Annotated in this window: 26 protein-coding genes; 7 read left to right on the forward strand and 19 right to left on the reverse strand. The window is 63.5% G+C overall.

Features of this window, described 5'->3' with window-relative positions; translation table 11 throughout:
- Positions 1–101 precede the first annotated feature (101 nt).
- From M2427_RS02800 to M2427_RS02825, 6 genes are all read right to left on the reverse strand, one after another.
- Positions 102–545: a DUF1801 domain-containing protein gene (locus M2427_RS02800; RefSeq protein ID WP_280704587.1), complete on the reverse strand. Its 444-nt coding sequence runs from the start codon at positions 543–545 to the stop codon at positions 102–104.
- Positions 542–754 (reverse strand): hypothetical protein, encoded by a 213-nt coding sequence (locus M2427_RS02805; protein WP_280704588.1) that lies wholly within the window; start codon positions 752–754, stop codon positions 542–544. Before M2427_RS02805 ends, M2427_RS02800 begins: the two co-directional genes overlap by 4 nt.
- Before the next feature lie 44 nt (positions 755–798).
- Positions 799–1,230, reverse strand: coding sequence for an SRPBCC domain-containing protein (locus M2427_RS02810; RefSeq protein WP_280704589.1), 432 nt, complete (start codon positions 1,228–1,230; stop codon positions 799–801).
- Positions 1,227–1,550 (reverse strand): metalloregulator ArsR/SmtB family transcription factor, encoded by a 324-nt coding sequence (locus tag M2427_RS02815; protein ID WP_280704590.1) that lies wholly within the window; start codon positions 1,548–1,550, stop codon positions 1,227–1,229. The genes M2427_RS02810 and M2427_RS02815 overlap by 4 nt, the downstream gene beginning before the upstream one ends.
- 78 nt (positions 1,551–1,628) lie before the next feature.
- Complete coding sequence (locus M2427_RS02820; protein ID WP_280704591.1) at positions 1,629–2,093, reverse strand: DsrE family protein; 465 nt, start codon at positions 2,091–2,093, stop codon at positions 1,629–1,631.
- A gap of 41 nt (positions 2,094–2,134) precedes the next feature.
- Positions 2,135–2,755 carry a hypothetical protein gene (locus tag M2427_RS02825; protein WP_280704593.1) on the reverse strand — a complete coding sequence of 207 codons (621 nt, stop codon included), beginning with the start codon at positions 2,753–2,755 and terminating at the stop codon, positions 2,135–2,137.
- Between the two features lie 195 nt (positions 2,756–2,950).
- On the opposite strand from M2427_RS02825, the gene M2427_RS02830 reads away from it, so the two are divergent.
- Positions 2,951–3,535, forward strand: a complete 585-nt coding sequence (locus M2427_RS02830; protein ID WP_280704594.1) for an STM3941 family protein — start codon at positions 2,951–2,953, stop codon at positions 3,533–3,535.
- A gap of 64 nt (positions 3,536–3,599) precedes the next feature.
- On the opposite strand, the gene M2427_RS02835 is transcribed toward M2427_RS02830, so the two are convergent.
- The 10 genes from M2427_RS02835 to pqqA all read right to left on the reverse strand — a co-directional run bounded on the left by M2427_RS02835 (position 3,600) and on the right by pqqA (position 13,702).
- Complete coding sequence (locus M2427_RS02835; protein ID WP_280704595.1) at positions 3,600–4,655, reverse strand: 2-oxoacid:ferredoxin oxidoreductase subunit beta; 1,056 nt, start codon at positions 4,653–4,655, stop codon at positions 3,600–3,602.
- On the reverse strand, positions 4,652–6,499 hold the full coding sequence (locus tag M2427_RS02840; protein ID WP_280704596.1) for a 2-oxoacid:acceptor oxidoreductase subunit alpha: 1,848 nt from the start codon (positions 6,497–6,499) through the stop codon (positions 4,652–4,654). The genes M2427_RS02835 and M2427_RS02840 overlap by 4 nt, the downstream gene beginning before the upstream one ends.
- Complete coding sequence (locus M2427_RS02845) at positions 6,469–8,268, reverse strand: FAD-dependent oxidoreductase (RefSeq protein WP_280704597.1); 1,800 nt, start codon at positions 8,266–8,268, stop codon at positions 6,469–6,471. The genes M2427_RS02840 and M2427_RS02845 overlap by 31 nt, the downstream gene beginning before the upstream one ends.
- A 326-nt stretch (positions 8,269–8,594) precedes the next feature.
- Positions 8,595–9,272: a DUF4286 family protein gene (locus M2427_RS02850; protein ID WP_280704598.1), complete on the reverse strand. Its 678-nt coding sequence runs from the start codon at positions 9,270–9,272 to the stop codon at positions 8,595–8,597.
- 27 nt (positions 9,273–9,299) lie between these two features.
- Positions 9,300–10,286 carry a prolyl aminopeptidase gene (gene pip / locus M2427_RS02855; protein WP_280704600.1) on the reverse strand — a complete coding sequence of 329 codons (987 nt, stop codon included), beginning with the start codon at positions 10,284–10,286 and terminating at the stop codon, positions 9,300–9,302.
- Entirely contained in the window at positions 10,276–11,469 is a 1,194-nt protein-coding gene (pqqE, locus tag M2427_RS02860) for a pyrroloquinoline quinone biosynthesis protein PqqE (RefSeq protein ID WP_280704601.1), read from the reverse strand. The genes pip and pqqE overlap by 11 nt, the downstream gene beginning before the upstream one ends.
- Positions 11,466–11,777 carry a pyrroloquinoline quinone biosynthesis peptide chaperone PqqD gene (gene pqqD, locus M2427_RS02865; RefSeq protein WP_280704602.1) on the reverse strand — a complete coding sequence of 104 codons (312 nt, stop codon included), beginning with the start codon at positions 11,775–11,777 and terminating at the stop codon, positions 11,466–11,468. The genes pqqE and pqqD overlap by 4 nt, the downstream gene beginning before the upstream one ends.
- A gap of 22 nt (positions 11,778–11,799) precedes the next feature.
- On the reverse strand, positions 11,800–12,579 hold the full coding sequence (pqqC, locus tag M2427_RS02870) for a pyrroloquinoline-quinone synthase PqqC (RefSeq protein WP_280704603.1): 780 nt from the start codon (positions 12,577–12,579) through the stop codon (positions 11,800–11,802).
- Positions 12,576–13,505, reverse strand: coding sequence for a pyrroloquinoline quinone biosynthesis protein PqqB (pqqB, locus tag M2427_RS02875; protein ID WP_280704604.1), 930 nt, complete (start codon positions 13,503–13,505; stop codon positions 12,576–12,578). The genes pqqC and pqqB overlap by 4 nt, the downstream gene beginning before the upstream one ends.
- Before the next feature lie 116 nt (positions 13,506–13,621).
- Positions 13,622–13,702 (reverse strand): pyrroloquinoline quinone precursor peptide PqqA, encoded by an 81-nt coding sequence (gene pqqA, locus M2427_RS02880; protein ID WP_007595659.1) that lies wholly within the window; start codon positions 13,700–13,702, stop codon positions 13,622–13,624.
- A gap of 248 nt (positions 13,703–13,950) precedes the next feature.
- On the opposite strand from pqqA, the gene M2427_RS02885 reads away from it, so the two are divergent.
- The 5 genes from M2427_RS02885 to tarD all read left to right on the forward strand — a co-directional run bounded on the left by M2427_RS02885 (position 13,951) and on the right by tarD (position 17,701).
- Positions 13,951–14,208, forward strand: a complete 258-nt coding sequence (locus tag M2427_RS02885) for a hypothetical protein (protein ID WP_280704605.1) — start codon at positions 13,951–13,953, stop codon at positions 14,206–14,208.
- A gap of 80 nt (positions 14,209–14,288) precedes the next feature.
- Positions 14,289–15,689 carry an amidase family protein gene (locus M2427_RS02890; protein WP_280704606.1) on the forward strand — a complete coding sequence of 467 codons (1,401 nt, stop codon included), beginning with the start codon at positions 14,289–14,291 and terminating at the stop codon, positions 15,687–15,689.
- Between the two features lie 2 nt (positions 15,690–15,691).
- Complete coding sequence (locus M2427_RS02895) at positions 15,692–16,168, forward strand: glutathione peroxidase (protein ID WP_280704607.1); 477 nt, start codon at positions 15,692–15,694, stop codon at positions 16,166–16,168.
- Positions 16,165–16,422, forward strand: a complete 258-nt coding sequence (locus M2427_RS02900; protein ID WP_212234757.1) for a DUF3297 family protein — start codon at positions 16,165–16,167, stop codon at positions 16,420–16,422. Before M2427_RS02895 ends, M2427_RS02900 begins: the two co-directional genes overlap by 4 nt.
- Positions 16,423–16,531: 109 nt before the next feature.
- Entirely contained in the window at positions 16,532–17,701 is a 1,170-nt protein-coding gene (tarD, locus tag M2427_RS02905; protein ID WP_280704609.1) for a D(-)-tartrate dehydratase, read from the forward strand.
- A gap of 223 nt (positions 17,702–17,924) precedes the next feature.
- Here tarD and M2427_RS02910 read toward each other — a convergent pair whose 3' ends face one another.
- Together M2427_RS02910 and M2427_RS02915 are read right to left on the reverse strand one after the other, a co-directional pair.
- Positions 17,925–19,277, reverse strand: coding sequence for a malonyl-CoA decarboxylase (locus tag M2427_RS02910; RefSeq protein ID WP_280704610.1), 1,353 nt, complete (start codon positions 19,275–19,277; stop codon positions 17,925–17,927).
- 96 nt (positions 19,278–19,373) lie between these two features.
- The gene (locus M2427_RS02915) at positions 19,374–20,219 is read right to left on the reverse strand and encodes a helix-turn-helix transcriptional regulator (RefSeq protein ID WP_280704612.1); all 846 of its coding nucleotides are present in this window, start codon (positions 20,217–20,219) and stop codon (positions 19,374–19,376) included.
- Between the two features lie 60 nt (positions 20,220–20,279).
- Between M2427_RS02915 and M2427_RS02920 the strand changes: the two genes are divergently transcribed.
- Positions 20,280–21,458 (forward strand): MFS transporter, encoded by a 1,179-nt coding sequence (locus M2427_RS02920; RefSeq protein ID WP_280704613.1) that lies wholly within the window; start codon positions 20,280–20,282, stop codon positions 21,456–21,458.
- 42 nt (positions 21,459–21,500) lie between these two features.
- Here the strand turns inward: M2427_RS02920 and M2427_RS02925 are convergent, their stop codons facing one another.
- Positions 21,501–23,231, reverse strand: a complete 1,731-nt coding sequence (locus M2427_RS02925) for a hypothetical protein (RefSeq protein WP_280704614.1) — start codon at positions 23,229–23,231, stop codon at positions 21,501–21,503.
- Between the last annotated feature and the right edge of the window lie 70 nt (positions 23,232–23,301).

The following is a 23,301-nucleotide window of genomic DNA, read 5'->3' on the forward strand; positions in this document are numbered from 1 at the left end:
GGGGTATCTCGCCGCATTCCCGTGTCGATGGAGACCCCTCATCCGGCGCTTCGCGCCACCTTCTCCCGCAAGGGGAGAAGGGAGGAGTCGTGGCTGCACCACTATACCGAACGCTTCCCCGGCTTCTTCTTCGCCTTGGACATATTCAGCTCCACGGCCGCGCGGATCAGCGCCCTCAGCGCCTTCTCGTTGATCTTCGCGCCCTCGCTGATATCGATCGCGCGCCGCACATTTCCATCCAGACTGGAATTGAACAGGCCGGCGGGGTCGTCCAGCGCCGCGCCCCTGGCAAATGTCAGCTTCACCACGGCCTTGTAGGTCTCGCCGGTGCAGATGATGCCGTCGTGCTCCCACACGGGAACGCCGCGCCATTTCCATTCCTCGACCACGTCAGGATCGGCCTCCCTGATCAGCGCGCGGATACGCTTCAGCATCTCGCCGCGCCAGTCGCCGAGCTCTTTGATCCTGCCGTCGATCAGTTTCGAGGGCGACGGCTCTCCCGCCTCCTTCGCACTGGTCGTCTTTGCGGTCACGGCCTTCTTCATGATCTCGCCTCGCCGCGACGGCCCAAATAGGGCTGCGCAAACATATAAAGCCCGGTCGCAAGCAACGGGATCAACGGCACGAAGGCCATCAGGCCGATCCACGTCGCCTGCATCTGCATGGTCAGCGCAACGATGTTGGCGATCACGGCTAGCGTGAAGGCAATCGACAACCAGCGATGGATCTGCCTGATCCATAAGCTCGAACTCATTTCAATCTCCTCGGGGAATGTTGGGAATGACGAACGTGGCGAGGCTATTCGGCTCGCGCCAGCAGCTCGTCCAGCTTGGTGAAGAACTGCTTCCAGCCGGCATGCGCGCCGCCATAGGCCTGTTTCTGGCTCGGGCGGAAGCCCGCCTGCTCGACGCGCAAATGCGTGCCTGCGCCTTGCGGGGTGAGCGTGAACGTCACCACGCTCTTGAGGTCGTAGGCCGCGTCGTCATGCGTGAAATTCCAGGTGTAGGCGAGGGAGCGCTGCGGCTCGATCGCGAGCACCTCGCAGTCCAGCACGCCGCCCCATTCGCCGCGCAGATTGAAGCGGTGGCCGACCTCAGGCTTGAAATCGTTCTTCATCAGCCATTCCTCGATCAGATGCGGCTGCGTCAGCGCGCGCCACAGCCGCTCAGGCGGATAGGCAAATTCGCGCTCGATCACCACGGAACGTGTTTCGGTGGCAGCTTCGTTCATTGGTCCATCCTCTTCAGGAGATCGTCGAGCGCATCGAGCCGGTTTTGCCAGAAGCCCGCCATCTGGCTGGTCCAGTCGATCAGCGGATTGAGCGCGCCGGGCTGCGCGCTGTAATGGGTCTGGCGTCCCTCATGGCGGTCACGCACGAGGCCCGCCTGTTTCAGCGCGCCGAGATGCTTCGAGACCGCCGGTTGGGAAACCCCTGACAGCGCCGTCAGTGCCCCCACCGTCTGCTCACCCTCGCGGCAAAGCCGCTCGAAGATCGCCCGCCGCGTCGGGTCGGCGAGCGTCCGGAACAGGAGGTCGGGGGTGGAGGACATAGGCAATCCATAACTCACGAGTTATGGATTAATTCATAACCCCGGAGTTATGGATGTGTCAAGCGCAACCGGGTGCCCTCAAGGCCGCAAGTACAAATACCCCTGCGACTGCAGCTCGGCCAAACGAACCACGCCGCCTTTCTCCGCACTCACGAATCCCGGCAGCAGGTCCGTCAGCGTGATGTTCTGCGCCTTCATCGTGTTGCCGCAGGCGGCGAGCTCGACGCCGTCCTTCGCGAAATTGCTGATCCGTCCGCTGATGTCAGGATTGGCCTGCGCCCGGTGAAACGCCTTCAGCGCCGGCCCGTGGATCACCAGCGCAAGGGTGACATGGTCGGGGCCGCCGACGCCGTCGATGTGGTTCTGGATGTTGCCGAGCACGAAATTGACCTTGTCGGCGTCGCTGAGGTGATAGACGACCTTCAACTTGTCCGACTTGACGGGTTCAGCCGCGGCCTTGTCAGTCGCAGCCCTGGCGCGCGAAGCGGCCAACGCGGCTCCCAACGCCGAGACGGTGCTCCACAGAATATTGCGGCGGTTCATGGCGTTCTCCCGACAACTGCGCCCGACTTGCCGGAGACATATCACTTGTGGCGGAGCGCGGCGAGTTCCTTGCGATCGTATGCGAGCGCGGCGCACTCGCTGTTGTCGGCCCGGTCGAGGCGAAAGATTCCGTCATCGCTGCCGGCGACCAGCGATTGGTCGTCACCTTCCGTCGGCTTGTTGTGCAGCCAGACCCTGATGCTTTCCAGCCGCACGACGGCCGATTTGTCGTCCTTCGACAGCGCGATGCCGAGGCCGCCGCCCTCGCAGTCCACGCCGCAGCCGAGGCGGACCTCGTTGCCTTCCTTGGTGAAGACCGCGTGATGGCAGGAGCCGCTGGAGTCGAAATCACCGCTGCGGTGGCGATAGCGGAAGCCGAGCCGGAAAGAATTGTGGAGCTGCTTGTCCTCTGCGTCGGTCTCCGCCGAGACCAGCAGCTTCATCGAAGCCACCTTCTGTTTCGGATGCTGCGCCAGGTGCTCGGCATCGTAACGGCGCACGAAGCAGGCATAGGCCGTCTTGCCTGATGTGCCCGCATACATGCGCGCATTGAAGGCCTCGGCCTCAGTCGCGGTGGCCTCGTGGATGTCGTCGGCTTCCTCGGCCCGGGCAGCGCCGATGAAAGCGGCAAAGGCAAGCGGCAGGATGAGGGCAAGCTTCATGATCGCACCGGGTAGGTCAGCCGTGGACGGTCCGCACCGCGCGCGGCGGGGCCATTTAGCGGTTAGTCGCCAGCCGGAGGCCGCGCGTTCAAGGGCATGTCTCCGGCAGCTTCACGCAAGGTTCCAGGCTTACCTCTTGCCGGGAGGGGCATCGATAAGCCCCGGATTGTTGCAGATGGCTGGAGGCGGTTGGAAATGTCCGAAAGTCAGAGCTTGCCCAATCTTGCCATCGGGTATTCGCGGGCCCGGCTGCTGATGTTCTTCGGCGGCAGCCTGCTGCTGACGTCGTTCTGCACCGCGCTCGCGTTCAGCTGGCAGGGAGGCAACAACATCACCAGGTTCGTGGTCGATGCCTGTTATGTCGGCGCGGTGTTTTTCGGCCTCGCCACCTTCAGGATGCTGTGGCGGCTGATCACCGCGAGGCGGCCGCAGGTCTTCATCAGCCGTGTCGGCATTCGCGATACCAGGCTCGCGGACGAGACCATCGCCTGGAGCGCCGTGCGGAAGGTTTTCCCGTGGGAGCAGCGCGGCCAGAAGTTCGTGGTGCTCAAGGTCGATCCCCTCATCGCGCAGCGGTTCTCCGGGGGATTTGCCACGCAGGCCCTGGCGCTGTTGAACAAGGCGCTCGGTACCGACAGCGTCATCATCAATGCGGGCGGCCTGACCATGGACGTCGAAACGCTGCTCGAGTCCTGCAAGCAATATTGGGGCGCGGGACGACCGGCGCAGGCGGAGCAGGCTGTGTCGGAAGCTGAGGCTCAGCCGGAGCCTGTTGGCTAGGCGACGGCGCAGGCCCAGACCTCGGACCACCTCTCCCCGGTGGGGAGAGGTAAGAAGCAACGCCTCACCGCAGGCTGGCGTTGATCTTGTCCAGCACAGACGAGCCCGGACAAAGCGTGTCGGCTTCCAGCGTGTTGAGCGGCGTCTCGACCGTGTTGAGATGTGTGTGCAGATCGTCCGCATCGGGATCGACATAAAGCAGTCCGGTGACGATCTGGCCCTTGGCAGCGTGCTTGGCGAGGAAGGTCTGCGCCCCCAGCCGGTCATGCGGATCGTAATCGGCGTCGATCTTGCGCAGTGCGATCTTGCTGCCGTCATGCTGCTCGACCACCTGGACCGTGCCCGGTGCGTAGTCCACCGCGATGGGATCGCGGCCGACCAGCACGTCGAGCCGGTTCACGGCGTCATTGTGCTCGCGGACATAGTCGAAGCTCTTGGTCGAGCCGGCATGGTTGTTGAAGGCGATGCAGGGGCTGATGACGTCGATGAAGGACGCGCCCTTGTGGCCGATCGCAGCGGCGATCAGCGGCACCAGCTGGCTCTTGTCGCCGGAGAACGAGCGGGCGACAAAAGTGGCGCCCAGTTGCAGCGCGATCGCGACGAGGTCGATGGCGTTGTCGGTGTTGGTCACACCCTTCTTGCTCTTCGAGCCACGGTCGGCGGTGGCCGAGAACTGGCCCTTGGTCAGGCCATAGACGCCGTTGTTTTCGACGATATAGGTCATGTTGACGCCGCGCCGGATCGAATGCGCGAACTGGCCGAAGCCGATCGAGGCGGAATCGCCGTCGCCGGAGACGCCGAGATAGATCAGGTCGCGATTGGCCAGGTTGGCTCCGGTCAGCACGCTGGGCATGCGGCCGTGCACGGAGTTGAAGCCGTGGGAATTGCCGAGGAAATAGTCCGGCGTCTTCGACGAGCAGCCGATGCCGGAGATCTTCGCCACCCGGTGCGGCTCGATCGACAGCTCGTAGCAGGCCTCGATGATCGAGGCCGTGATCGAGTCATGGCCGCAGCCGGCGCAGAGGGTCGAGATCTTGCCCTCGTAGTCGCGATGCGTGTAGCCGAGGTCGTTCTTCTTGAGGCCCGGATGATGGAATTTCGGCTTTGCGATGTAGGTCATGACACGGCCTTGCGGAGCGGGGTCACCTTGAGGTGATCCTGGTGGTCGCCAATGGCTTTTGCGATGTAGCGTGCGGTGATCGGAGTTCCGTCATAATGCACGATCGGCACGAGACGGACGGGGTCGATGCCGTTCTCGTTGACGATGAGCTGGCGGAGCTGGCTGTCGCGGTTCTGCTCGACGACATAGACGAAATCATGCTCGGCCAGGAAGCTCGCCACGCTGGAGTGGAACGGGAAGGCGCGGATGCGCAGGCGGTCCAGCTGATGCCCGCGCGCCTCCAATAATCCGATCGCCTCGTCCATCGCCGGCGAGGTCGAGCCGAAATAGATCACGCCATATTTGGTCGGCCGTTCAGCATTGGCCTGCAGCGGCCGCGGCACGAGGTCCTGTGCGGTCTCGAACTTGCGCACGAGGCGCTGCATGTTGTCGGCGTAAACAGAGCCTTCCTCGGAATAGCGCGCATAGCGATCGCGCGACGTGCCGCGGGTGAAGTACGAGCCCTTGGTCGGATGCGTGCCGGGATAGGTGCGGTACGGGATGCCGTCGCCGTCGACATCGAGATAGCGGCCGAAGTCGCGGCCTTCCTCCAGCATCTCCGCGGTCATCACCTTGCCGCGGTCATACTGCCTGGCATCGTCCCACTTCAGCGGGCGGCAGAGCCGGTGGTTCATGCCGATGTCGAGGTCCAGCATCAGGAAGATCGTGGTCTGCAGCCGTTCGGCGAGGTCAAAGGCTGCCGCCGCGAACTCGAAGGCTTCGGCCGGATCTTCCGGGAACAGCAGCACATGCTTGGTGTCGCCATGCGAAGCATAGGCACAGGCGATGATGTCGCATTGCTGGGTGCGGGTCGGCATGCCCGTGGAGGGGCCGGCGCGCTGGATGTTCATGATCACGGCCGGGATCTCGGCAAAATACGAGAGGCCGATGAACTCGGTCATCAGCGAGATGCCGGGGCCCGAGGTCGCGGTGAAGGCGCGGGCGCCGTTCCAGGAGGCGCCGATGACGATGCCGATCGAGGCCAGCTCATCCTCGCCCTGCACGATCGCGTATTTCGCCTTGCCCGTTTCAGGGTCGTGCCGGTACTTCTTGCAATGCGCGGTGAACGCCTCCGCGACCGAGGACGATGGCGTGATCGGATACCAGGCGCACACGGTGGCACCGCCATAGACGGCGCCGAGCGCGGCAGCGCTGTTGCCCTCGATGAAGATCCGGTCGCCGACCTTGTCGGACTTCTTGATGCGCAGTCCGATCGGGCATTTCAAATTCTGCAACGCCCAGTCGCGGCCGAGATGCAGCGCGTGGACGTTGGAGGAGAGCAGCTTCTCCTTGCCCTTGTACTGTTCGCTGATCAGTTGCTCGATCAGCTTCGGGTCCATGTCGAGCAACGCCGAGAGCGCGCCTAAATAGATGATGTTCTTGAACAGCTGGCGCTGGCGTGGATCGGTGTAGGTCGAGTTGGTGATCGCGGTGAGCGGCACGCCGATCACGGAGATGTCGTCGCGGAACTTGGTCGACGGCATCGGCTTGGTGGAATCGTAGAACAGATAGCCGCCCGGCTCGATGCCGGCGACGTCCTTGTCCCAGGTCTGCGGGTTCATCGCCACCATCATGTCGACGCCGCCGCGGGCGCCGAGATGGCCGGCTTCGGTGACGCGCACCTCGTACCAGGTCGGCAGGCCCTGGATGTTGGAGGGGAAGATGTTGCGCGGGGACACCGGCACGCCATGGCGCAGGATCGCGCGCGCGAACATCTCGTTGGCGCTGGCCGAGCCCGAGCCGTTGACGTTGGCGAAGCGGACGACGAAGTCGTTTACGCTGCTGATCGGCTTTTTGTCGGACATGTCGAACCTGCGTGAGTCATCTCGATGAAATATTTCTGCATGTCCCAGGCACCGGTGGGACAACGCTCGGCGCACAGCCCGCAATGCAGGCAGACGTCCTCGTCCTTGACCATCACGCGTCCGGTCTTGAGGTCGGACGAGACGTAGAGGTCCTGGTCCGGATGCGGCGAGGGCGCCTTCAACCGATGGCGCAGATCGTCTTCCTCGCCATTGTCAGTGAAGGTGATGCAGTCCATCGGGCAGATGTCGGCGCAGGCATCGCACTCGATGCAGAGCGAGGTCGAGAACACCGTCTGCACGTCGCAGTTCAGGCAGCGATGCGCTTCGCCGAGCGCGAGCTTGACGTCGTAGCCAAGCTCGACCTCGGTCTTGATGTCCTTCAGCGCGACCACCTTGTCGCGATGCGGCACCTTGAAGCGCTTGTCGACGGAAATGTCGTTGTCATAGCTCCATTCGTGGATGCCCATTTTCTGCGAGGAGACATGCACCTCCGGCAGCGGCCGTTCGGTGATGTCCTCGCCCGAGAGCATCTTGTGGATCGACAGCGCAGCGTCGTGCCCCTGCGCCACCGCCCAGATGATGTTTTTCGGGCCGAACGCAGCGTCGCCGCCGAAGAACACTCTCGGGTTGGTCGAGACGAAGGTCTTGGGATCGACCTTGGGCATGTGCCATTTGTCGAACTCGATGCCGCAATCCTGCTCGATCCACGGGAAGGCGTTCTCCTGGCCGACCGCCACCAGCACGTCGTCGCAGGGAATGGTCTGATCGGGATCGCCCGAAGGCACCAGATTGCGGCGGCCTTTGGCGTCGTACTCGGCCTTGACGTGTTGGAAGGTGACGCCGATCAGCTTGCCGGCGACCTGCTTGAATTCCATCGGCACCATGTAGTTGAGGATCGGGATATCCTCGTGAATCGCGTCTTCCTTCTCCCAGGGCGAGGCCTTCATCTCCTCGAAGCCGGAACGTACGACCACCGTGACCTTCTCGCCGCCGAGACGGCGCGCGGTGCGGCAGCAATCCATCGCGGTGTTGCCGCCGCCGAGCACGATGACGCGCTTGCCGATCTTGTCGACATGGCCGAACGACACCGACGACAGCCAGTCGATGCCGATATGAATGTTGGCAGCCGCTTCCTTGCGACCGGGAATGTCGAGCTCGCGGCCGCGCGGCGCGCCGGACCCGACGAAAATGGCGTCGTACTTTTCGGCGAGCAGCGCCTTCATGCTCTCGATGCGGTGGCCGCCTTTGAATTCGACGCCGAGACCCAGGATGTAGCCGGTCTCCTCGTCGATGACGGAATTGGGCAAGCGGAATTTGGGGATCTGCGTTCGCATCATGCCGCCGGCTTCCGGATCGCCGTCGAACACGGTGCAGTGATAGCCGAGCGGCGCCAGATCGCGGGCCACCGTCAGCGAGGCCGGACCGCCGCCGACGAACGCGACGCGCTTACCGTTCTTCGCAACTGGATGCGGCAGGCGCTGCTTGATGTCGTCCTTGAAGTCGGCGGCGACGCGCTTGAGGCGGCAGATCGCGACCGGCGTTTCCTCGACGCGTCCGCGCCGGCAGGCCGGCTCGCATGGACGATCGCAGGTGCGTCCCAGGATTCCGGGAAACACGTTCGATTTCCAATTGATCATGTAGGCGTCGCTGTAGCGACCTTGCGCGATCAATCGGATGTATTCGGGAACAGGTGTGTGCGCAGGACACGCCCACTGGCAATCGACCACTTTGTGAAAGTAATCGGGGGCCGCGATGTCGGTCGGTTTCATTCCTAGCCTCGTCCGCGCGGGCTCAAAGACCCGGCGGCCTTTTCTTTGAGCTTGTCAGACGCTTAGCGCGCTTCGATCTGGTTTCTGAATGACGTCATTGGGTTAGCTTATTGGAACGGTTCCGAGGTGCAACGGCAAATTTGCGCGATCACCGCGTTTCATGGGAGCTAAGCGTGCACAGCATTAACAGCCGTGCACATTCATGCGGCGGTGCAGCATGGAAGCAATCCAGAGTGCATCCGCGGAGGGATTCTGGATTGCTTCCGCCTTCGCCAAGGCTTCGGCGGACAAGTCGCTGCGCTCGCAATGACGACGTCGGCCCGACATCAGCCCCGCTCGATATCGCTCTTCGCGAGGTCCCACATCAGGCTGTAGGTGCCGACGGAAACCGGCAGCGGGAAGGGCGCCGCGGCCGGGCCGGTGAAGCGTTCGGCGATGACAGCCGAGACCGCGCCGATTTGCGTGCCGTCGATCAGCACGAACCAGTCGCGCGCGCCTTCATTGCGCATCGCCGGAATATCCGCCGTGGCGCCCGACAATTCCGGCTCGCTTTCGAGCAGATGCATCGAGATGATGCCATCGCGATTCTGTGGCGCCAGTTTTTCTTGCAGTGCATCACGCCACGCGCCGGCATGATCGGCTGTGGGGCGCAGCCGCACCAGGCCAAGCGCGGCGCCGCGGCCGGTGCCCTTGCTGATCGTGATGCGCGCGACCACGCGGAGCATGTTCTTGAAATGAGCCATGGTCCGCCGCGACCATTCGGTCTGGTTGGCGAGCCGGGTGCGATAGGCCGGGCTGTCGAGCACGTCCAGCGTCACGGTCGAATACAGCGAGAGATATTTGGGATCGGCAGCATGGGCGACATAGCGGCGTGCTTCGAGAAAACCCTCGATTGCGACGCGCTCTTCCAGATGCTCGCGATCATACCAGCGATTGAAATCGGCTTCATCTGCCGCATCGATGTTCATCGACGTCAGCAGCATGCCCGTCCCGGCGAGCGGCATTGTTCTTGTTATCCTTGCTTTCGCGCCTCAGCGCGCGGCTTTCGACGCGAGATCGGCAATCGACCTCATCACCGCATCCCGCACGCCGGCATCATAGAGCGAATGCCCGGCTTCTTCCACGATCCTGACCTCGGAACCCGGCCACACTTTCGCGAGCCGTGCGGATGTCTCAGGAGGACACAACAGGTCGTAGCGGCCCTGCACGATGATGCCGGGAATGCCTGCGAGCTTGCCGGCGTTTCGCAACAACTGGTCTTCGTTCATGAAGGAATTGTTGACGAAATAATGGGCCTCCATGAACGGCGTCGCCGGCAGCGTGCGCCAGACATTCAGCGAAGCAAGGTCGATGCGGGCCTTGGCCGCCTTGTGTTCCGACAGCGCGCGCTCGGTGTCGTGCCAGGCGCGCGAGGCGGGGCCGTGCACAGCCGTATCAGGATCGAGGATGCGGCGATAATAGGCTTCCACCGGCCGCGCGCGTTCCTCCGGCGGCAACACGCTCAGAAAATCCTCTGAGAGCGCCGGATAGAATTGCGCGAGGCGCGAGGTGAAGGCGGTTTCGACCTCTCCCCGTGTGCCCAGAAACGTTGCGCGCAGAGCAATGCCGGAGACGCGCTCAGGGTGGGCCTGTGCATAGGCCAGCGCCAGCGTCGCGCCCCAGGAGCCGCCGACCACCATCCAGCGTGGGATGCCAAACTTTTCGCGGATCTTCTCCATGTCCGCGATCAGATGCGCGGTCGTGTTGTGCGCGCGCGATCCCTTCGGACGGCTGCGGCCGCAGCCGCGCTGGTCGAACAGCACCGCGTGCATGCGCTCGGGATCGAACAGCCGGCGATGATCGGGCTGACAGCCGCTACCGGGACCGCCATGCAGATAGATCGCGGGGATGCCATTGGGGCAGCCGACGCTCTCGACATAGAGCTCATGGCTGTCGCCGACATCGAGCATGTCTGATGTCAGCGGCGCAAAGGGATCGGCGCGCCTGGCGGCTTTGCCTGCGTCGGCGTCAGGCATCATTCCCGGATTCCAGGGTGCCGCCCGCAAAATTGCGGTAGATGAAGCGGTTGGTCTCGCCCTCGGCCTCGCGCTCGGCCTGCTTGAAGATGGTCTCGTGCAGCGGCGACAGCGCGCAGGCGGGGTCGGTGTTGGCGGCGTCGCCGGTCAGCGCGAAGGCCTGGCAGCGGCAGCCGCCGAAATCGATCTCGCGGAACTCGCAACTCTTGCACGGCTCTTTCATCCAGCCGGTGCCGCGATATCTGTTGAAGGCCTCGGAGTTCTGCCAGATCCAGGCGATTGAATGGTTGGAGCGCACGGACAAGAAATCGAGCCCGGTAATGCTCTCGGCGGCGTGGCAGGGCAGCACCTTGCCGGCGGGCGAGATGTTGAAGAACTGCCGCCCCCAGCCGCCCATGCATTTCTTCGGCCGCAGCGCGTAATAGTCAGGGACGACGTAGTCGATCGTCAGCCGGCCCTTGAGCCGCTCGCGCGCCTCCTCGACGAGGCCTGTGCATTCATCGAGCTGCGCCACGGTCGGCATCAAGGCGGCGCGGTTTTTCAAGGCCCAGCCGTAATATTGCACATTGGCGACCTCGAGCCGGTCGGCGTCGAGATCGATGGACATTTGGATGATCTCGGGCAGCTGGTGCAAATTCTGCCGGTGCATCACCGCGTTCACGGTGAGCGGCAGGTCGAGCTCGCGCGTCCATTTGGCGACTTCGAGCTTCTTGCGATGGCCGCCCTTGTAGCCGGCAACGCGATCGGCGAGGCCTTCCTCGATGCCCTGGAACGAGATCTGCACATGGCAGAGCCCGGCATCGGCGAGCTCACTCAGCCGCTCACGCGTCAGCAGCACGGCCGAGGTGATGAGGTTGGTGTAGAGCCCGACATCGGTGGCGTGCTTGACCAGCTCGACGAGGTCTTTGCGCGCCGTCGGCTCGCCGCCGGAGAAGTGCACCTGCAGCACGCCGATCTCGGCAAGCTCGCTCAGCACCTTCTTCCATTCGTCGGTGGTCAGCTCCTTGCCCGAGCGATCGAGCTCGACGGGGTTGGAGCAATAGGGGCATTGCAGCGGGCAGCGATGGGTGATTTCGAGCAGCACGGCGAGCGGAATGCCGAAGGTCTCCGCCGTCGAGCGGCTCTTCTCAAGCACGGTGAGGCTGTCGCTGGCGTCGGGAGGGATGATCGGGAGCACATCGCTCATGGCGTCTTCTCCCGGGCTTCGGTCAGAAAGCCCTTGTCGGCGAGATCCTGCAGCATGGCGATGACATCAGTGAGGATCGCCTCGCGTGGGGCTGCGTATTTTTCCGCGAGCTGATCGGAGACGTCGCCGACGCTGCGCTTGCCGTCGCAGAGCTGCAGAACCTCGACGGCGATCTCGTCAGGCGCCAGCACGCGCTCCGGCGCCAGGATCACCCAGACTTTGCGCGTTTCGTCATATTTGAGCTTGGCGTGCCGCGGCAGTACCGGCCGGCTTGCCTCGCTGACGCTGATGTTGCGCGGCCCGGCCATGCTCTGTCCCTAACTCGCCTTCTTAATTTTCTTTGGGCACGAACGCGCCCGGCGGAATGTTGCCTTCGACATAGGCGTGCTGGAGCGCATCGAGCTGCACCCACAGCACGTTGGTCTTGAAGATCAGCGCATTGCAGACCTGCGCGCGCTGCTCCGGCGTCGTGGCGTGCGTCTTGACATAGGCGAGCGCGAAGTTGGCATCACGCGGCGCTTGCGTCAGGCGGCGCTTGAAATAGCTCATGATGTCGGGGTTGACGAAGTCGTAGTGCTGCAACATGCCGGCGATGCGCTCTTCGTGGATGCTCGGCGCGAACAATTCGGTGAGCGAGGAGGCGATCGCCTCCAGCGGGCTCTTCTCGCGGCAATAGTGGACATAGGCCTCCACCGCGAAGCGCGTCGCCGGCAAGATGCCTTCGGTCGATTCCACATAGGCCGTGTCGAGGCCGAGGCCTTCGGTCAGCTTCAGCCAGCGCTCGATGCCGCCCTCGCTGCCGACATCGCCATCGTGATCCTCGATGCGGTGACGCCATTCCAGCCGCGTGGCGCGATCGCGGAAGCGCGAGATCACCACCGCGTCCTTGATCGGGATCGTGCTCTGGTAATAGTAGCGGTTCAGCGCCCAGGCCTGCACCTGGCCCTTGCTGAGCTTGCCGCCGTGCAGCAGCTTATGAAACGGATGCAGGCTGTGATAGCGCGTCGCGCCGATATGGCGCAGCGTTGCCTCCAGCTCCTCCGCCGAGTTGAGGCGGATGTCCTTACCGATCGAGAGCGCGGTCATTCCAGTCATGGATGCAGCATTCACAGCACGATCTCCGTTCCATCTGCGGGTATCTGCCAGCCTGCGCCCTCGGCCGTCTTGCGTTCAGGCGAGGCAGGCAGCAGCGCCGGGTTCGAGTTGTTGATATGTAGAAATATCTTTCTGCCGATCGAGAGATCGGCGAGCCGCGCAATGGCGCCGTCGTCGCCGGACATCGATACATGTCCCATGCTCTTGCCGGTCTTGTGGCCGAGGCCGCACCGGATCATCTCGTCATCGCGCCACACCGTACCGTCGAAGAAGACGAGTGACGAGCCTGAAATTTCTTTCCGCAATTCGTCGGTCACCTCGGCGCAGGCGGCGATGAAATAGAAGCACTTGCCGGTCGATCTGTCGGTGATCTTCAGGCCCAGCGTATCGCCATCGCCGCTCTCGCCGCCGGGATGCGCCTTGCCTTCGAGATACCAGGCCGACTTGCCGGGCACCGCGAAGGGCAGCACCTCGAGCCCTGAGCGCGCGCCATCGGGCAGTCGCGGCTCGAACGGTTCATTGATGTCGATCGGCTGGCGCTTGACGCTCTTCTCGTTCAGCACGTTGAAGATGCTGTTGCTGGCCAGGATCGCGAGCACCTTCTCATGCGCATAAATCGTGAAGGGCGAGCCTTCGCGCATCGAGAGCAGGCCGGCGACGGCATCGACTTCGCTGTTGGTGAGGATCACTCCGGCGACGGGCGTGTGGCGCAGCGCGCCAGCTTTGGGATGCAGTTGCGGCGTGGCATTCAATTGCTGGCGCAGATCAGGGGAGGCGTTGATCAGAAACCAGTGCTCGCCGTCGCAACTGAAGGCGACCGAGGCCTGGGTTCGATAAAGCTCATGTCCAGAGTTGCGGGCCGCCCGGCAGCCTTCACACCCGCAATTCCACTGCGGGACACCGCCGCCAGCCCCGGCGCCCAGGACGACGACGCGAAGCATGATCCGTCTCCTGGCAACGTCGCGAGGTGGATCTCAGGCCGTCACGGTTTCCATCGTTCCGAAACCGATCGTGACCGGAAGACCCACCTGCACAGAACGCTTGACTTACCAACCGCTCACTTGCGGGTGGCGCTCACATACATGTTGATTTCCATGCCGCAGGGCACTTCGACGATCTTGGGGGCTTTCCAGGCCATTTTGGCTCTCCATTTCGCGAATTGGGACGTTTCCGCCCGGGGGGTAAATTACTGCGGGCGAAAAAGTTCGCCAGTGAAATTTTCCCGAGCATGGGCATGTTGCGCCGCGAGACTTGCGGGGGGAACAGTACTTTCTGGTGATACGGCCTTGCGCCTGGCGCATTCGGTCGCGAACGCTGTCCTGATAAAGCAGTTGTGAGTGCAGTGCAGCTTTCAATCCGGTACAGGCGACCTAGCTGGATCCCATGATGCCCAAATACTACTTCAACACCCGTATCGGCGATGAATTGATCGTGGACCCCGATGGCGAGGTTCTGCGCAATCCCGACCGCGCCTGGGAGGTTGCCCGCCAGATGATCCTGGAGGTGCTCAAATCCGAGGGCACCCAGCCGGCCCTGCTGGAGGCGGTCATCGAGGTGACCGACGACGACGGCGAGATCGTGCTGGAGTTTCCGTTCAGCGAGGCGCTGCTGGACACGCCGGACGAGTCCGCGACGCGGCACTAGCCGGCCGTTCCTCCCTGCGAAATCCGCATGGCTTTGCCGCGTTCCCGGCGCTAAAAGACGCCGGTGATACGGAGCAAGTCATGCAAGATCTCTGGCGCCTGTCGGCTGCCGACCTCGCTACTCTCGTCAAATCCAGAAAAGTGTCCGCCCGCGAGGCGGCCAAATCAGGCCTCGACCGCTTGGATGCCGTCAATCCCAGGCTCAACGCCGTGATCGACCACCGTCCCGAGGACGTGCTCAAGCAGGCTGATGCCGTCGATGCCGCCATCCTCAGGGGCGAGGATCCCGGCGTGCTGGCCGGCGTGCCCGTCACCATCAAGGCCAATGTCGACCAGGAGGGCTTTGCCACCACCAACGGCCTCAAGCTCCAGCGTGATCTGATCGCGCGCGAGGACAATCCTGTTGTTGCCAATTTCCGCAAAGCCGGCGCGGTTCTGCTTGGGCGCACCAATTGCCCGGCCTTCTCCTATCGCTGGTTCACCACCAACCTCGTCCATGGCGACACCAAGAATCCGCGCGATGCCTCGCTGACCCCGGGCGGCTCGTCCGGCGGCGCCGGCTCGGCGGTCGCGGCCGGCATCGGCGCCATCGCCCACGGCACCGACATCGCCGGCTCGATCCGTTATCCCGCCTACGCCTGCGGCGTGCACGGCCTGCGTCCGACCTTGGGCCGCATCCCCGCCTTCAACCCGGCGCTGCCGGAGCGCCCGATCGGCCCGCAGATCATGGCGGTCTCGGGCCCGCTGGCCCGCACCGTGAATGACTTGCGGATTTCGCTCGCGGCGATGTCGGCGCGTGATGCGCGCGATCCCTGGTATGTGCCGGCGCCGCTGGAAGGCCCCGCCGTCCCGAAGCGCGCCGCGATCTGTCTCAGCCCTGATGGCCTTGCCACCACGCCCGAGGTGAAGGCCGCGGTGACCGACGCTGGCAAGCGCCTCGAGCGCGCCGGCTGGACCGTCGAGGTGATCGCAAACACCCCGCCGATGCGCGAGGCCGTCGAGTGGCAACGAAAACTCTGGCTCGGCGATGCCTTTGAGGCGCAGATGGAGATGGCCGAGCGCGAGGGCGATCCCGGTGCGCTGGCGTGCCTCAACGGCAACCGCGCCAAGGTCACGCCGATGGACCAGGCCAATTATGCGCAGGCGCTGACCCGCCGCGCCACGCTAACCCGTGACTGGATGCTGTTCTTCGAGAAATACGCCGTGGTGCTGACGCCAGTGTCCGGCGAGCTACCATTTCCGGATCATCTCGACCTCAAGGATGCCGCCTCCTTCGAGCGCGTCTGGGAGGCGCAGCTGCCGCAGATCGCAACGCCCTTCATGGGCCTGCCTGGCCTCGTCGTCTCCACCGGCCTCGTCGGCAAGACACCGGTCGGCGTGCACATCGTTTCCGGCCGCTACCGCGAGGATCTGTGTCTTCTTGCAGGCGAGGCGATCGAGGCGGGCGGCGTGCCGCCCTCGCCGATCGATCCCGTGGGTTAGCGATGTCGGCGCTTTACGAGTTCAAGGCCAATTCGCTTGCGGGCGACGAAGTGTCAATGCGCGCCTACGAGGGGCAGGTGCTGCTGATCGTCAACACCGCGAGCAAATGCGGCTTCACGCCGCAATATCGCGGGCTGGAAGATCTGCACCGCGACCTGTCGCCACGCGGCTTCTCGGTGCTCGGCTTTCCCTGCAACCAGTTCGGCGCACAGGAGCCGGGGCAAGCGAACGAGATCCAGGCGTTCTGCTCCACCAATTACGACGTCACCTTTCCCTTGTTCGAGAAGATCGACGTCAACGGCGCCAATGCGCATCCCTTGTATGAGTACCTGAAACGTCAGCAATCCGGATTGCTCGGTTCCTCCATCAAATGGAATTTCACCAAATTCCTGGTGGACCGTGCCGGCAAGGTGATCGCGCGCTATGCGCCGACAGCGAGGCCGGAAGGATTGCGGAAGCAAATCGAGACCCTGTTATGAGCGAGACATCCATGAGCGACGAATTTCCGGACCGCCTGTCGGTCGACCCCAACAGCCCCTATTACAACGCCGACATCCTCCAGCGCGACGTCGGCATCCGCTTCAAGGGCATCGAGAAGACCAATGTCGAGGAGTACTGCATCAGCGAAGGCTGGGTCCGCGTCACCGCCGGCAACGCCAAGGACCGCTACGGCAACCCGCTGACCATCAAGGTGCATGGCCCGGTCGAGCCGTATTTCAGGGATAAGAAGTGACGGCGAAGCCGTCATTCCGGGGCTCGCGAAGCGAGAACCCGGAATCTCGAGATTCCGGGTTCGATGCTACGCATCGCCCCGGAATGACGAAGAGAGAGAGCTGACCCCCATGTCCGTCCGCATCGTCGACGTCCGCGAGATCACCAAACCGATCTCCTCCCCGATCCGCAACGCCTATATCGACTTCACCAAGATGACGACGAGCCTCGTTGCCGTCGTCACCGACGTCATGCGCGACGGCAAGCGCGTCGTCGGCTACGGCTTCAATTCCAACGGCCGTTACGGGCAGGGCGGTTTGATCCGCGAGCGCTTTGCCGCGCGTATTCTCGAAGCCGATCCGAAGAAGCTTCTGAACGAGGTCGGCGACAATCTCGACCCAGACAAGGTCTGGGGCGCGATGATGACCAACGAAAAGCCCGGCGGTCACGGCGAGCGCTCGGTCGCGGTCGGCACCATCGACATGGCGGTGTGGGACGCGGTGGCGAAGATCGCAGGCAAGCCGCTGTTTCGCCTGCTGGCCGAACGCCACGGCCGGCAAGCCAATCCGCGCGTCTTCGTCTATGCGGCGGGCGGCTATTATTATCCGGGCAAGGGGCTCTCGATGCTGCGCGGCGAGATGCGCAGCTATCTCGATCGCGGCTACAACGTCGTGAAGATGAAGATCGGCGGTGCTGACATCGGCGAGGATCGCATGCGCATCGAGGCGGTTCTGGAAGAGATCGGCAAGGACGCGCAGCTCGCCGTCGATGCCAACGGCCGCTTCAATCTCGAGACCGGCATCGCCTACGCCAAGATGCTGCGCGACTATCCCTTGTTCTGGTACGAGGAAGTCGGCGATCCCCTCGACTACGCGCTGCAGGCAGCCCTCGCCGAATTCTATCCCGGCCCGATGGCGACAGGCGAGAATCTCTTCAGTCACCAGGACGCCCGCAATCTGATCCGCTATGGCGGCATGCGCCCCGATCGCGACTGGCTGCAATTCGACTGCGCGCTGTCCTATGGCCTGTGCGAATACCAGCGCACGCTGGACGTCCTGAAGACCCACGGCTGGTCCCCCAGCCGCTGCATCCCCCACGGCGGCCACCAGATGTCGCTTAACATCGCAGCCGGCCTCGGCCTCGGCGGCAATGAAAGCTACCCTGATTTATTCCAGCCCTATGGCGGTTTCCCCGATGGCGTGCGCGTCGAGAACGGCCACATCACGATGCCGGATCTCCCGGGCATCGGGTTCGAAGGGAAGTCGGATCTCTACAAGGAGATGAAGGCGTTGGCGGAGTAGGGCTCACGTTGCTGACGCGCGACGGCCGAGCCAAGCTCTCTGCTGTCATGCCCCGGCTTGACCGGGGCATCCAGTACGCCGCGGCAGACGTGGCGAGAGCGAGCTCTTCAACGGCGGCCTCTGGAATACTGGATCGCCCGGTCGAGCCGGGCGATGACACTGAGGCTGTGGCTGCGGATCAGCGCTGCGCTCCGCTTGTCCGGAACGACGATTGAGTGAGCAACTACGACAGCCGCATATCCAGCAGCCGCCGTCCTTCGCCCTTCAGCAGCTTCTTCACCGCGCCGGACGCCACGACCTCGCCGTCATTGGCGTAGGCTTCGTGGTTCTTCTCGATGTCGTCGAGGCGATAGAGATAGTTCACCATCACGCCGGCGGACTCGCGCAGGCCCTTGGGCGAGAGATCGCCGAGCCAGTTGATGCGCTCGAGGCGCGCGCCGTTGCCGAGGTGGAAGCGGGCGACGGAATCGATCAGCTTGCCCTTCGGCGTGCGTGCCTTCAGGAAGTAATAGGCGGCGAGCGGCTCGATCACGGCGCGCAGCTGCGCGGTCGTCTCGGGGTTCTCGAACCAACTGGGATCGTCGAGGCGCTTCAGCATCTCGCGGTCCTCGTCCGACAGCGGCAGGTCCTTGTCCTGCTTCACCCATGGCATGAAGCCGGGCACGGGCGACAGCGTCACGAAGGTGTCGAGCTTCGGCGTCTCGCGGCGCAGCTCCTCGACCACCTGCTTGATCAGGAAGCTGCCGAAGGAGATGCCGCCAAGGCCGCGCTGGGTGTTCGAGATCGAATAAAACACGGCGGTGCGTGCCTTCTCGATCGGTAAGTGCTGGCGGTCGACGGCGAGCAGCGGCGCAATCGCGCCCGGAATCGTTTCGGTCAGCGCCACCTCGACGAAGATCAGGGGCTCATCCACCATCGCAGGATGGAAGAAGGCATAGCAGCGGCGGTCGACGGGATCGATGCGGCGGCGCAGATCGTCCCAGTCGGAGATCTCGTGCACGGCTTCATAGCGAATGATCTTTTCGAGGATGTTGGCCGGGGTCGACCAGTCAATCCGGCGCAGCACGAGAAACCCCCTGTTGAACCACGACGAGAGAAGATGCGAGACGTCGCGATCGAGCGCGGCGAGGTCGGTGTGTCCGTTCATCATGCCGAGCAGGTCGGCACGCATGGCAACGAGATCGCCGGTGCCGCCCGGCGCGCGGTTGAGCCGGCGGATCAGTTCCTGCCGCCGGGGTTCCGAGGCGAAATGCAGCGCGCTGGCGTCCGCGTCATCAAGCTCCGCGCGCCATTTCTCGATCGCCCTGGACAGGCGTTCCCGGTCCGGCCCGAAATCGCGCACCAGTCCCTCGAAGAAGGCGCGGCGTCCTGCCGCATCCAGCTCCGCGTAGCTGTCCAGCACCTCGCGCGCCATGGCGGTGCCGGAGGCCTCGCCGCGCCCGGACAGCAGCGCGTCGCAGAGCGCGATCAGCCCGTCGGCATCCTGCTTGGTATCGGTGGCGTCCCCCCGGCGCAGCAGCGTGCGGCCGCGCTCGGAAATGGTGGCGAGCAGGTCGGAGAAGAAGGCATTGGCCATCTGGGCTTTTCGAATCCGGGTTTGTGCAGTGCGGAAGCTTACACGGGATTTAGGCGGAAGCCGATCACAATCAAGCGGAGGATTGCGGCATGTTTGTTATGCTTTGCCCGCAAACTCCGTCGGCGTTCGTCCCGTCACCTGGCGGAACGCCGCCGAGAACGCCGGCACGCTCGCATAGCCGAGCTGCGTTGCGAGTTGCTTCACCGAAACGGTCGCATCGGTCGACAGCCTCTGAATCGCCGCCGCGATTCTTGCGCGCTGACACCAGCTCTTGAAACTCAATTGTGTTTCCGTCGAGAACAGCCGCGAGAGCGTGCGCGCCGAGGTTCCGACCTCGCGCGCCAGGGTGTCGATGTCGTGCAGGGCGGTGGGATCGTCGAGCACGATCATTGCGGCGCGGCGGCAGCGCGGCTCGTGCGGCAGCGGCACGAAGGTCGCGGAATCTTCGGCCTGGTTCAGTTCCAGCATCACCAGGCGCACCAGGAGCTCGGTTCGTTCCTCGGTGTTGCGCGCGTCGAACAAAGCGAGGATCGCCTGGTTGAGCAGCGGCGACACCCGCACCACGAATTCCCGGGTCAGTCCCTGATAGCGCTTTTCGCGCTTCAGCCAGGCAAGGTCGAAATACAGCGTGCGCATCTCGATATCGGCGAGCAGGTCGATGGCATGCTGGAGCCCGGCCGGGACCCAGACCGCGCGGTCCGGCGGCACCAGCCAGCGCCCCTCGGGGGTGTTGACCTGCATCGTGCCCTTCGCGGCATAGATCAGCTGCGCTTCACGGTGCATGTGCAGATCGATCCGCATACCCCTGGGATAATCGCGCGCGACCAGATGCACGCCCGCGGTGGAGCGGTGGTTACCCCGGACCTCCCTCAGGATTGGCTTTTCCAAGATTGGCGTTTCCAAGTTTGGCGTTTCCAAGATTGGCTTTTCGACGACAGTCATTGGCGGCATCCCGTCATGCCCAGGACATATAACTCATTTCGGAGCAGGAGAGGATTCCGAATGAACAGCCCTGTCAGGGTCATCAGTTTCGTCAACGCAGGCCATTTCATCGACCATTATGCGATGCTCATTTTCGCCGCCGCCGTGATCATCATGGGGCCGGCGCTCGGCATGGCCTATTCGGAGCTGCTGCCTTACGCGACCCCCGGTTTCATCGCCTTCGGTGCCGGCTCGCTGCTCACAGGCTGGCTCGGCGACCGCTGGAGCCGGCGTCACATGATGCTGATCTTCTTCATTGGCATCGGGGCCTCCATGATCTCGGTCGGCTTCGTGCAGACGCCGTTGCAGCTCGGCGCGGCGCTGCTCGCGATCGGAATGTTCGCCTCGATCTATCACCCTGTCGGTACCGCGATGATCGTGTCCTATGCTAACAGGCTCGGCCGCGAGATGGGCATCAACGGCGTCTGGGGCAATCTCGGGGTTGCCTCCTCGGCGCTGGTCACAGGCGTGATCGGCCAGTATCTCGGCTGGCGTTTTGCCTTCATCGTCCCTGGCATCGTCACCATCCTGATCGGCATCGCGTTTGCGATGCTGGTCGTGCACGAGGACCGCAAGGGCAGCAAGCAGGCGGCCGCGCAGGCGCGGGTGGCAAGACAGGACATGTGGCGCGTGGTGCTGTCGCTGCTCATCGTCGTCATCGCGATCTCCACCACGTTCAACGCCGTCACCGTGGCGCTGCCGAAGCTGTTCGCCGAGCGGCTCGCGGACCTGACCAGGAGCCCGGCGCTGTTGGGGGTCATCGCGGCCTGCGTCTACGTGTTCGGCGCGATGACGCAGTACACGATCGGCCGGCTGCTCGACCGCTTTTCGCTGAAGACGGTGGCCCTGCCGCTGTCCTTCATGCTGGCGCCGTTCCTGTATCTGGCCGCCAGTCTGAATAATTTTCCGCTGATCTTGGTGTCGATCGGCATCGTCATGGGCGCGTTCGGGCAGGTCACGGTGAACGACGCCATGGTCGGCAAATACACCAGCGAAGAATGGCGCTCGCGCGCCTACGCCGTGCGCTATTTCATCGGCTTCACCGCGGCGGGTGCGTCCGTCGGCCTCGTCGCGTGGTTGTATGAGCAGGGCGGCTTCGTGACGATGCTGCACGCCTTTGCCGGGTTATGCCTGCTCGCGATTGCAGCCGCGATCATCCTGCCGCGCGAGATCAAGGCGCCGGCGGGTCAGAACGCTTGATCAGAAGATGACGGCTTTCGAAATCCCGGCGCGATCTCGTTCTCAGCGGGAATCCGACGGGCGAGCGGCAATTGAGACGTTCGTCGCCGGTTGCTTCACAATGGCCCGCCTGTCTTTCACATAGGCAATGGGAACACCCAGCCTCTCCACGCGGCCGACGATGGCGCCATCGAGGTCGCGATCGCAGTTCATGTGCGTCGGAGCGATGAAGAATTCCGATTCCTCCCATTCGGACCGGAAGTCCCAACGCAATTGCGGAAGCGTGACGGTGTGATCGAACGCCGGACGCTCCCCGCATACCGCGACCGAATAGACCGCCGGCGATTTGATACCGTCGAGCGGTGTCGTTTCGCGGACGAATGCCTCGAGAATGCGGATCGCTTCCGGCATGCTGTTGAACCAGTAGTCCAGGTCATAGCGGCGGAAGGCTCCCGGAAGACCTCCGACCACGGCGTTGTAGGCTAGATTCTCGTAAGGATGAAGCCTTGCCAGCATGATCCCTTCCGACAAGAAAGCCGCGCACATCACCGCAACTGCCGCTGAGGCCAGTCGGCGGCTCCGCACGGCCATCGTATCGAGGACCTCGCTCAAACCGACGCCGGCCAGCATGGCCAGAGGAGGAAGCACAAAGAGAAAATGGCGCATGCCGCTGAACGCAGGACCATGAACGAGAGCTTGGCACCCCAGGGGAAGCAGAACCATTGTCAACAGCAATGCAAGTTCGCGGCACCGGACCGAGCCACGCTTGAGGGGACGCCAAAGAAGCGAAAGCATCGCCAGCGCGGCGCCCGCCTGAGTCATCAGCGGCAAGCGGATGAAGAGGTAGAAGGGAACATAGACGCGCGGTACGTCGGCCATCTCGTACACGCGCCCGTCAAAAAGGGTGCGGATTGCATATTGAAATTCCGAGAAGGCAAACAGGCCACGAATGGGATTGAGGGGCGACAGGGCAGCCCACGGCCAGGCCAGGATCATCAGCAGATAGGCGACGACTACCGCGGGACATGTCGTCAACAGGGAGTTGGCCACAAAGGCCAGGCGCGCCCCGCGGCTTTCCGGCCAGGGCAGATAGATCAGGATTGCAACCCCGAGATAGACGAACAGCAGCAAACCATAGCTCCGCTGCCCGAGCGCTGCTCCGGCAAGGCAGCCGAAGACCACGACATCGAGGGCGCGGGGCGCCGGCAGTTGGCGCGCCAGGCGGAGAAGGAACAGCGTCGCTCCGCCCATGGCCGCCGCAAATGGAATGTCCTTGGTATGGTTGAACATGGCGCCGTACCAGGCGCCGCAGAGTGCAAGCGCGACCATCGCAATCAGGCCCGCGCGCGGCCCGGCGATCAGTCGCGCGGCAGCGCCACTGGCCGCGATGCCGGCGAGGCCCGTAACGGCACAGAGGATGTGCCGCAATTCGTAGATGTCGATGGGGATAACCTGGCCGAGCGCGATTGCGATGACGTCGAACAGACCCCCGTAGAGATACAGGTTATCGAAGGTGAAGAGATCGCGGACCCGCAGTCCGCTCCGATAGTAAGCAATGATCAATTCGCCGTAACGATGCTGGACGGCCTCGTCATTGGAAATTGCGTAATCCTTCGCTGTGGAGAACGCGAGGAATACCAAGGCTGCAAGAAACGCCAGGGCCAGGAAATCGAAAGCTTTCGAAGGGATGATGCTGCGCGGAGTGCTTTCGACATCACGCTTTGGTGCGTGACGAGCCGAAACCCGGTCCGCTGCTTTTGCTTCAACTCTCAAGAGCGCATTGTCGGATCTCATGTGCGGCTCGCTCGCTTGCAAAGCGGGCCGCAAGCGCATGTCTCGGAGGCGGCCACTGGTGCGCTGTCTC

It is taken from the genome of Bradyrhizobium sp. BR13661, from assembly GCF_029892425.1.
Classification (GTDB): Bacteria; Pseudomonadota; Alphaproteobacteria; order Rhizobiales; family Xanthobacteraceae; genus Bradyrhizobium.

Coding starts and splice junctions, on each gene's coding strand:
- M2427_RS02800 (WP_280704587.1), bottom strand. CDS start 545: ATGAAGAAGGCCGTGACCGCAAAGACGACCAGTGCGAAGGAGGCGGGA.
- M2427_RS02805 (WP_280704588.1), bottom strand. CDS start 754: ATGAGTTCGAGCTTATGGATCAGGCAGATCCATCGCTGGTTGTCGATT.
- M2427_RS02810 (WP_280704589.1), bottom strand. CDS start 1,230: ATGAACGAAGCTGCCACCGAAACACGTTCCGTGGTGATCGAGCGCGAA.
- M2427_RS02815 (WP_280704590.1), bottom strand. CDS start 1,550: ATGTCCTCCACCCCCGACCTCCTGTTCCGGACGCTCGCCGACCCGACG.
- M2427_RS02820 (WP_280704591.1), bottom strand. CDS start 2,093: ATGAACCGCCGCAATATTCTGTGGAGCACCGTCTCGGCGTTGGGAGCC.
- M2427_RS02825 (WP_280704593.1), bottom strand. CDS start 2,755: ATGAAGCTTGCCCTCATCCTGCCGCTTGCCTTTGCCGCTTTCATCGGC.
- M2427_RS02830 (WP_280704594.1), top strand. CDS start 2,951: ATGTCCGAAAGTCAGAGCTTGCCCAATCTTGCCATCGGGTATTCGCGG.
- M2427_RS02835 (WP_280704595.1), bottom strand. CDS start 4,655: ATGACCTACATCGCAAAGCCGAAATTCCATCATCCGGGCCTCAAGAAG.
- M2427_RS02840 (WP_280704596.1), bottom strand. CDS start 6,499: ATGTCCGACAAAAAGCCGATCAGCAGCGTAAACGACTTCGTCGTCCGC.
- M2427_RS02845 (WP_280704597.1), bottom strand. CDS start 8,268: ATGAAACCGACCGACATCGCGGCCCCCGATTACTTTCACAAAGTGGTC.
- M2427_RS02850 (WP_280704598.1), bottom strand. CDS start 9,272: ATGCCGCTCGCCGGGACGGGCATGCTGCTGACGTCGATGAACATCGAT.
- pip (WP_280704600.1), bottom strand. CDS start 10,286: ATGATGCCTGACGCCGACGCAGGCAAAGCCGCCAGGCGCGCCGATCCC.
- pqqE (WP_280704601.1), bottom strand. CDS start 11,469: ATGAGCGATGTGCTCCCGATCATCCCTCCCGACGCCAGCGACAGCCTC.
- pqqD (WP_280704602.1), bottom strand. CDS start 11,777: ATGGCCGGGCCGCGCAACATCAGCGTCAGCGAGGCAAGCCGGCCGGTA.
- pqqB (WP_280704604.1), bottom strand. CDS start 13,505: ATGCTTCGCGTCGTCGTCCTGGGCGCCGGGGCTGGCGGCGGTGTCCCG.
- pqqA (WP_007595659.1), bottom strand. CDS start 13,702: ATGGCCTGGAAAGCCCCCAAGATCGTCGAAGTGCCCTGCGGCATGGAA.
- M2427_RS02885 (WP_280704605.1), top strand. CDS start 13,951: ATGCCCAAATACTACTTCAACACCCGTATCGGCGATGAATTGATCGTG.
- M2427_RS02890 (WP_280704606.1), top strand. CDS start 14,289: ATGCAAGATCTCTGGCGCCTGTCGGCTGCCGACCTCGCTACTCTCGTC.
- M2427_RS02895 (WP_280704607.1), top strand. CDS start 15,692: ATGTCGGCGCTTTACGAGTTCAAGGCCAATTCGCTTGCGGGCGACGAA.
- M2427_RS02900 (WP_212234757.1), top strand. CDS start 16,165: ATGAGCGAGACATCCATGAGCGACGAATTTCCGGACCGCCTGTCGGTC.
- tarD (WP_280704609.1), top strand. CDS start 16,532: ATGTCCGTCCGCATCGTCGACGTCCGCGAGATCACCAAACCGATCTCC.
- M2427_RS02910 (WP_280704610.1), bottom strand. CDS start 19,277: ATGGCCAATGCCTTCTTCTCCGACCTGCTCGCCACCATTTCCGAGCGC.
- M2427_RS02915 (WP_280704612.1), bottom strand. CDS start 20,219: ATGACTGTCGTCGAAAAGCCAATCTTGGAAACGCCAAACTTGGAAACG.
- M2427_RS02920 (WP_280704613.1), top strand. CDS start 20,280: ATGAACAGCCCTGTCAGGGTCATCAGTTTCGTCAACGCAGGCCATTTC.
- M2427_RS02925 (WP_280704614.1), bottom strand. CDS start 23,231: ATGAGATCCGACAATGCGCTCTTGAGAGTTGAAGCAAAAGCAGCGGAC.